General features: G+C 50.3%; 5 protein-coding genes. All 5 read left to right on the plus strand.

The window, feature by feature from the left end; genetic code table 11:
• Window positions 1-24: 24 nt before the first annotated feature.
• Window positions 25-1,008 (plus strand): OmpA family protein, encoded by a 984-nt coding sequence (locus tag HYN51_RS00070; protein WP_157952938.1) that lies wholly within the window; start codon window positions 25-27, stop codon window positions 1,006-1,008.
• 165 nt (window positions 1,009-1,173) lie between these two features.
• Window positions 1,174-3,339: a type I secretion system permease/ATPase gene (locus HYN51_RS00075; RefSeq protein ID WP_108900977.1), complete on the plus strand. Its 2,166-nt coding sequence runs from the start codon at window positions 1,174-1,176 to the stop codon at window positions 3,337-3,339.
• Window positions 3,340-3,437: 98 nt separating this feature from the next.
• Entirely contained in the window at window positions 3,438-4,694 is a 1,257-nt protein-coding gene (locus HYN51_RS00080; protein WP_108900978.1) for an HlyD family type I secretion periplasmic adaptor subunit, read from the plus strand.
• Between the two features lie 9 nt (window positions 4,695-4,703).
• Window positions 4,704-7,184: a TolC family protein gene (locus tag HYN51_RS00085; protein WP_108900979.1), complete on the plus strand. Its 2,481-nt coding sequence runs from the start codon at window positions 4,704-4,706 to the stop codon at window positions 7,182-7,184.
• A 72-nt stretch (window positions 7,185-7,256) separates the two neighbouring features.
• On the plus strand, window positions 7,257-7,541 hold the full coding sequence (locus tag HYN51_RS00090) for a transposase-like zinc-binding domain-containing protein (protein WP_108900980.1): 285 nt from the start codon (window positions 7,257-7,259) through the stop codon (window positions 7,539-7,541).
• The last annotated feature ends 407 nt before the right edge of the window (window positions 7,542-7,948 follow it).

Genomic DNA, 7,948 nt, shown 5'->3' on the forward strand with positions numbered 1-7,948 from the left:
GTAAATATGTTTAGGAAAAACAACATGTCACAAATAAACAAACCGTCCGCATGGTTACGTGCGTCGGCGATAGGGCTTGTCCCAGCATTATTGGCTTTCAACGTGATGGCCAAAGGCGTTGTCATCCATGATGAGATGGAGATTAGTCCAGTGGATTCGTCGGATGCCCCAGTGGTCGCCACGCCAGGACCAGCCATTACCATGACCCATACCGGTACTCAGTACGTACCGGTAGGCCGTATTGGCAATTCACTGTCTCAGGTGGTGTTTTATCATCCGAAGAGAGCGGGCGATAGCGCGATTGGTGTTGCCAATATCTATGTGGACCGTGAGTTTCAGGGTGCATTAAGAACCGGTCAGTTTAGCGTGTTCTGTGTAGAGCCGGGTAAACACATTATTGAAGCTTATCAGAATGATGCGCCTAACTATACGGGTAAAGAAGTTCCACGCACCATGGCTCGCCTAGACGGTGGAAAAACTTACTTTGTTGAAACCAATGCCGACCAAAACGTGGGTACACCGGTCTCTGTAAACCGTACTCAGGCTGAAAGCCAACTGTTTGGTTATAAGAACAGCGCCACTATTAACCGTGCTTCAGCGGTGAGAGCGTGTGAATACATCGGTGGTATGTCACAACTGGGTAACGTGCTGTTTAGCTTCGCCGGTAGAAAAGTGTCGGATATCGAAGCGGGTGGTAAAGATATCGTTGAAAACATGGCGGACTACATCAAGGGTCAGCCGCAGATTCAGCGTGTGGATATTGTTGGTCATGCGGACCCAGTAGGTAGCCCGGCATTCAACCAGAAACTGTCTGTACAACGTGCAGAAACAGTGAAGAAAATGCTGGTGTCTAAAGGTGTACCGGCTTCATTACTGTTCACCAGTGGTGAAGGGGACAACAACCCAACCGTCGATTGCAGTGGTTTACCGAATAAAGAACGTAATTTCTGTAACCGTGCTAACCGTCGTGTGGATGCATTGATCCAGACAAACACAAACGCTGAATAATCGTTTGTTGTAATCAGTAAACAACCGGCCTGGCTAACAGGCCGGTTAATGATATCGCCAGCGGGTTTGTGGAGAGCCTGCTGACGATATCAGCAGTTAAACGGCTAGAAGATTGCCAAAAAATAGCTAAAAAGTTGTAAGCATATTACCAAAACAGGAATATCTATGAGTCAGGATTTTGACGCCAAAACGGATGCTCAACAGGACAGTTTACTATGGTCTGTTCAGTGGCTGGCCGCCTATTATGATAAACCGGCCAGTGCGGCGGTTTTGTATGCAGGTTTACCCAGAGAGCCGAAACTCAGCCCGCAATTAGCACTGCGGATGCTTGACCAGATCGGTATGGCGACTAGCTGGGTTGAAAGGGATTTAAATCAGTTATTTTCTTACCTGTTTCCGGTCGCGATAGCGCGTAAAGACGGTACTCACTGTATTGTCACCGAACGGATGGGTAAAGGCGCAAATACCTCTTACCGGATACTTTTGCCTGAGAATGGGGGCGGTGAAGTCATCATGCCTGCCAGCGCTCTAGATGAGAGCTACTCTGGCTTTGTCTTATTGTGTAACCCCAAGCCGAAACTGGATGAGCGCAGTAATGACTGCCTGCCAGAGCCGAATAGAGAGGGGCATTGGCTGTTTTCTACGTTATGGCGCTATCGTCATTACTTTACCAGTGCAGCATTAGCCGCGCTGCTGGCTAACGTTCTGACGTTGGCTTCTACCTTCTTCACCATGAACGTGTATGACCGGGTGGTACCAACCCAAGCCTATGTAACCTTATGGTCACTGGCGGTGGGTGTGGCCATTGCTATTGTCTTTGAGTTCATCTCACGGTTGGTGAGGGCTCACTTAATTGATATTGCAGGTAAAAAGGCTGATTTATTGCTGGGTACCATGCTGTTTAGGCAGGTGATGTCCATTCGGATGGAAAATAAACCGCAGTCATCAGGCTCGTTTGCCAACCAACTGCGTGAGTTTGAATCGGTACGGGACTTCGTGACGTCCGCCACGCTATCCACGCTGTCCGATCTGCCATTCTGTCTTTTATTCCTGTTTATTATCTATGTGGTTGCCGGTCCACTGGCGCTGGTTACTCTCGGTGCAATACCCATCATCGTGATTATCAGCATCTATATTCAATGGCCGCTGTCAAAAAACATGAAAGAAAACATGAGAGAAATCTCTCTCAAACAGGGGCTACTGATTGAAACCATCGACGGGATGGAATCGCTGAAAGCCGCCCGCGGTGAAGGTGTAATGCAAAAGCGCTGGGAAGATTTCAGTGCATTAGCCGCGGCTTCTTCCATGAAATCAAAAGCCCTGTCGAGCTTCATGACCACCTTTGTTTCGTTTATTCAGCAACTGACAACGGTGGTGTTAGTGGTGTGGGGCGTTTACCTGATCCACGCTGGCGAACTGACCATGGGTTCAATGATCGGTGCGGTGATCCTGTCGGGTCGTACCTTATCCCCACTGGCTTCGGTAGTGGGTCTGGCGATCCGTTTCCAGCAGGCCAAGGCCGCTTTGGGTTCACTGAACCAACTGATGAAAATGCCGAAAGAGCGGGATGATAAGATTCACTATCTGTCCGCGCCAAGCTTCACCGGTAATTTACGCTTAAGAAACGTCAACTTTAGTTACCCGAGCGGCAACATGATGATGGCCGCGCCGGTAGTACTTCAGAAAATCAACTTTGCCATTCGTCAGGGTGAGCGGGTTGCTATTCTTGGCAGTATCGGTAGCGGTAAGTCCACATTGTTGAAAGTGATGGCGCGGTTGTTCCAGCCAAGTAATGGCCAACTGATGATTGATAATGTGGATGCCACCCAGGTAGACCCTGCGGACTGGCGTACCTCCGTTGGCTATGTAGGCCAAGACAGCCGATTGTTCTTTGGTACGCTGCGGGACAACATCGTTATCGGTAATCCGTCTGCCCCTACAGAAGACATTCTCAAAGTGGCCCGTATGACCGGGCTGGATAAAATGGCCTCCCGTCATCCTCTGGGTTTTGCGATGCCGATTGGTGAGATGGGACAGGGTATCTCCGGCGGTCAGAAGCAGCTGGTTTCACTGGCGCGTTGCTTACTACTGAAGCCAAAAATTTTGTTGATGGATGAGCCAACCAGTTCGATGGATGCCATGACCGAGTTGCAATTTATTCAACAACTTAAATCCGCTGTGACCGATCAAACACTGATATTGGTGACCCATCGTTTCTCACTGCTGGAACTGGTCGACCGCTTGATTGTGCTGGATGAGGGCAAAGTGGTGGCAGATGGACCGAAAGATGAGGTTATTGCCGCGCTGAAAGCCAACGGTAAAGCACAGTAGTGGGTCATGTTAAAACGACAGCCAGTGTGGCGTTAACCCGTCGCTAACAGGGATGAAAGTAACAGAGAGCAACAATGATGCAAGGGAAAATAGGTTCCATGACAGATAAAAAGCAGCAGGTGAGTGGAGGGCTACCTTCACCAACAGGCAAAGTGAAATCAAGTGATTTGCCTTATATGCGCGACTTGCAGGAAGCGTTGATCGAACAAAAAACGCCGTTCAGCATGATCATGCTCTATTTAATTGCGGCCGTATTGGTCATTGCGATTATCTGGGCGAAATTCGCTCGGGTAGAAGAAGTGACGCTGGGAGAAGGGCGAATTATTCCCGCCAGCCGTGAACAAGTTATTCAGAGCCTAGAAGGTGGGATCCTAGAAGAGCTGAATGTGCACGAAGGGGACATCGTCGAGAAAGGGCAGATACTACTAAAAATCGACCCAACGCGGGTGGGCGCGGTGTACCGCGAAGGGGTTTCTAAAGTGATTGGCTTGAAAGCGTCGATTGCCCGGTTGCGTTCAGAAGCCTACGGCGTTCCGCTGGAGTTCCCGGCCGATGTGAAAGCGGTGCCGTCGGTAGTCAACGATGAAACTCAGGCTTATAACGCACGCAGACAAACGCTGGATGAGAGTGTGAAAACGCTGAAAACCAGCCTGCAACTGGCCCAGAGTGAAATTAACCTGTCTGAGCCGTTGATGAAAAAAGGGCTGATGTCGGAAGTTGAGCTATTGAGAATGCGCCGTCAGGCCAACGAATTTAGCCTGCAAATTGCCGAACGCCAAAACCGATTCCGTTCTGAAGCCAACGCCGAATTGAACAAGTTTGAAAGTGAACTGGCCCAAACCGTGCAGAACGTGGCGGCGCGGGAAGATGTCATGAACCGTACCACCATTGTTGCCCCGGTGCGGGGCACGGTCAATAACATTAAGGTGACCACGGTAGGTGGGGTAATCCAGCAGGGGGCGGAAATCATGGCGATTATTCCGCTGGAAGATCAACTGCTGGTGGAAGCCAAGATTAAGCCATCGGACGTGGCGTTTTTGCATCCGGGCCTGCGCGCAACGGTAAAAATCACGGCGTATGACTACTCGATTTACGGTGGGCTTAGCGGCACGTTAGAACATATCAGCCCGGATACGCTAAAAGATGAAGACAAGATGCGTCAGGGGCGGGGTGAAAGCACCTATTACCGGGTGTTAGTGCGGACTGACAAAGCAGCGCTGACGGCGAAAGATAAAGTCTTCCCCATTATGCCGGGGATGATAGCGACGGTAGAAATCAGAACAGGAGAGAAAACCATACTGGATTACATCCTGAAACCGGTCTTGAAGGCCAGAGAAGCGTTCCGGGAACGGTAAGGTTATATTATGAAAATCAAACAACTTGCCCTGCTCACGCTGTCGCTGTCCGTGTCCTTAACGACCGCGACATCCGCGAGGGTTGATGACAGCCTGATGCAATCACTGCAGCCGGGTCGCCGTGCGGGGGTGGTTAATCCACCGCCACCGGCAATGAAGAAGCCCGTAGCGCCTTCGGTCCCGGTAGAGCAGGCCCGCTCATCCGATCCGGTTATTCTGATGCCGACGCCGGTATCAGCCACGCCGGCCCGTGCCGTTCAGCCAACGATTGTGGTACCGCCACCGGTGGCGGTTTCGACCGTGGGTCGAGATGGTAAAGGGTGGATAGCCGATCCACCGCGCGCTCAACCCGAGCCGGTGAGCCAACCGTCACGCGGCCCTGCAACCGCCGATCATGATAATCAGGTGTTGGAGCTGATGGATATTGAGACGGCTGAGACAGCGCAGGCCCCTGCGGAGCCGGTAGTGAAAAGTGTGAGTACGCCGGTTGTGGCACCTCAGCCGGTCACAACAGTCCACAATGCGGCCCCCGTGACACCAACCCCAACGGTGCCTACGGCGGCCATAGCAACGGTGGGTCGTGACGGTAAGGCATGGTCGGTAGCCCCGACTCCGGCTAAGGCGTCGTCCGCGGTTGCGTCGTCAAAGAAAACTGCCGGTGATGATGTGCAATCGATGGAGTTTATGCCGATTGAAAATACCGAAGGCATGACTGAAAACGCCGGAAATAGTGCATTGGTCAGCGAGCCGGAGCCAAAACGGAGTTCACAAAATCCGGCCCCGGTAGTGGCGATGGCACCTGTGGCTAAGGCCCCAAGCGCCGTGGATATGGCCCCGGAGAAGATGACTCCAGCGGCGGCACCGGCACCGGCCCGCCAGCCGGTGAGTGCGCCGTCGTCGAACGCGGTCGGTAAAGGCCATGATACAGAACAACTCAGTTTTACTGAGCTAGCGTTGGACTCGAATGAGCCGATGACGGAGTCCACTCCTATCGTGGCTCAAGCCGCGCCGGATAACGCCACCGCGACGTCAGGCCACTCAACAACAATGTTGACCGATACCCGGCCTGAGATTCAGCCGGTATCCGGTAAAAATCAGACGGCTAAAAATGAGCTGGCGGATACGCCTGTGCTGTCGCCTAAGGGTGATAAGACGGTTCAGCAGGATATCCTGAACTGGACGGTGACGGATACCTCATTGGCACCGGCCGATACCACCAGCAGTGCGGATTTATATAAGTCCGCTCCGAAGCTGTCGGCTTCCGGCGGCAATAAAGCCTCGGTTGATTTTATCAAGGACACGGTGCGACAGGCGCTGGTGTTCAGCCCAGAAATCCGTAATGCCGAGGCGTCATCAACGGCATCCCGATACGACGTAGATGAAATCAAAGGTAAGCGTTGGCCTCAGGTAAAAGTGGGTGCTAACTCACCGATTTCCAGTTTTGGTGGGGGTAAAAGCGTTAATAACTCAACGGATGTGAGTGATACCAGCGGTTCGGTGTCGATGACGACCACGGTTTATGACTTTGGTAAAACCAGCAGCGGAATTCAGAGCGCCGAAGAAACCTCGAAAGCCTCGTTGGAATTAGAAAAGCTGACGCGTAACCAGATAGCGTTCCAAACGATTTCTGGCGTGCTGGAGTTGGATAAATATCAGAAAGATATTCAAGTAGCGAAACTGTATCAGACCCGCATGTCGGATCTGGTCAAAATGCTGTCGCAAATAACGGAAACGGATAAAGGGCGGGGCAGCGAACTGGTTCAGGCACGTTCTAAGCTGTTACAGGCTCAAACCAACGTTCAGCAGTTAGAAAGTAAATGGCGAGAAACGCAGATCAAAATGACCCGTTTGGTCGGTCACGAAGTGGCGGTCCCGGAAAATCTCAAGTGGGAAGGGTCCGATCTGTCGACGAACACCATTTTAACCGCGCTGGATAATCACCCGCAAATCTTGCGCGCGAAAGCGGAAGTGCAGGCGAGTTTATATAAGGCGGATGCGATTAAGTCATCCTCTTATCCAAATATCAACTGGGTGGTATCCAAAAGCAGCGCTAAAGATGTGAATGGCGATGAGCAAGCTTGGTACACGGGAGTCAACGTGGAGTGGGACTTGTTTACCGGTGGCTCAGCCTCGGCGTCACAGCAGGCGGCGGCTCAACGCGCGCAGGCGACCCAAATGCAGTTTGAAACCACGGTGTTGGAGTTGAAATACAAAATCCGCAGCATGATCCAGACGCGAGATTCGTCATTCGAGCGAGCAAAAGAGTATCGGAATTTATCGGCCGATACCGACCGGGTAAGAACGATGTTCTATGAACAATGGTACTACTTGGGTAAACGTTCGTTACTGGATGTGCTTACGGCGGAAAACGAACACTTTAACAACCAGATTTCAGCAATTAACAATCAGTACGATGGCTATACCGCGAATATTAGTATTATGTCGGAATCAGCTATGTTACTGAATTGGTTAGGTATGCCGGTTTATTGATGAACCGGTTAAGTCATCAGCACATATGTTTAATGCGATGAGTCATTTCAATTATTATCATGGAGGTTTGCAGTGAAAAAAGGAGCACCAATTTGCCATCACTGCGATAAAAGTAGTGGCGTAAAGCGACATGGAGTTACTAAGTCAGGTTATCAGCGCTATTTTTGTACGTTATGCAAAAAAACATTTCAGACGAGCTATATCTATAAAGGGCGAGAACAACATATTGCTACTCAAATTGAGCGATTAGTTTCAGATAAACTTACGCCTAAACAGATTAGTGTAGAAATTCAGGTTGATTTGGATACTGTGGAATTACACATTAAAAGGATGAAAAGACCATCTGGTATGCGCTAACCAAATTATCCTACTCGTCTTAATCATGTTTGCTAACGCCATGATAAAGTTAACCCCGTTCACTTAAGATGTTTTGAGTGAATGGGGTACTGATTTTTCAGATTTTAACGGTCTTCTCTATTAGGCCGTTTTTTTTCAGCAGAATAAACAGCGTCATGTTTTCCCGCACCTTTTTGAGTTTCATCGGGATACATCTCGATTTTCCCAGCGCACACCCGATTAACTCATCCTATATTCGCCGCATGACTATTACGGAACTTATCCGCAACGGCGAGATCTTCATTCCGCGTTATCTGGCTCATCTCCATTCTTATCCGGTATGCTATAAAGCGGCCTTTTCTTCGTGCTTTTATCTGATGTGGATTGAGGCAATATGGTTTAGTCATTAGTTCCTGATACCCAGCCAA

The organism is Limnobaculum parvum (genome assembly GCF_003096015.2).
Classification (GTDB): domain Bacteria; phylum Pseudomonadota; class Gammaproteobacteria; order Enterobacterales; family Enterobacteriaceae; genus Limnobaculum; species Limnobaculum parvum.

Bases quoted from the DNA above. Each gene is read 5' to 3' on its own strand.
- HYN51_RS00070 (WP_157952938.1), top strand. From the start codon at position 25: ATGTCACAAATAAACAAACCGTCCGCATGGTTACGTGCGTCGGCGATA.
- HYN51_RS00075 (WP_108900977.1), top strand. From the start codon at position 1,174: ATGAGTCAGGATTTTGACGCCAAAACGGATGCTCAACAGGACAGTTTA.
- HYN51_RS00080 (WP_108900978.1), top strand. From the start codon at position 3,438: ATGACAGATAAAAAGCAGCAGGTGAGTGGAGGGCTACCTTCACCAACA.
- HYN51_RS00085 (WP_108900979.1), top strand. From the start codon at position 4,704: ATGAAAATCAAACAACTTGCCCTGCTCACGCTGTCGCTGTCCGTGTCC.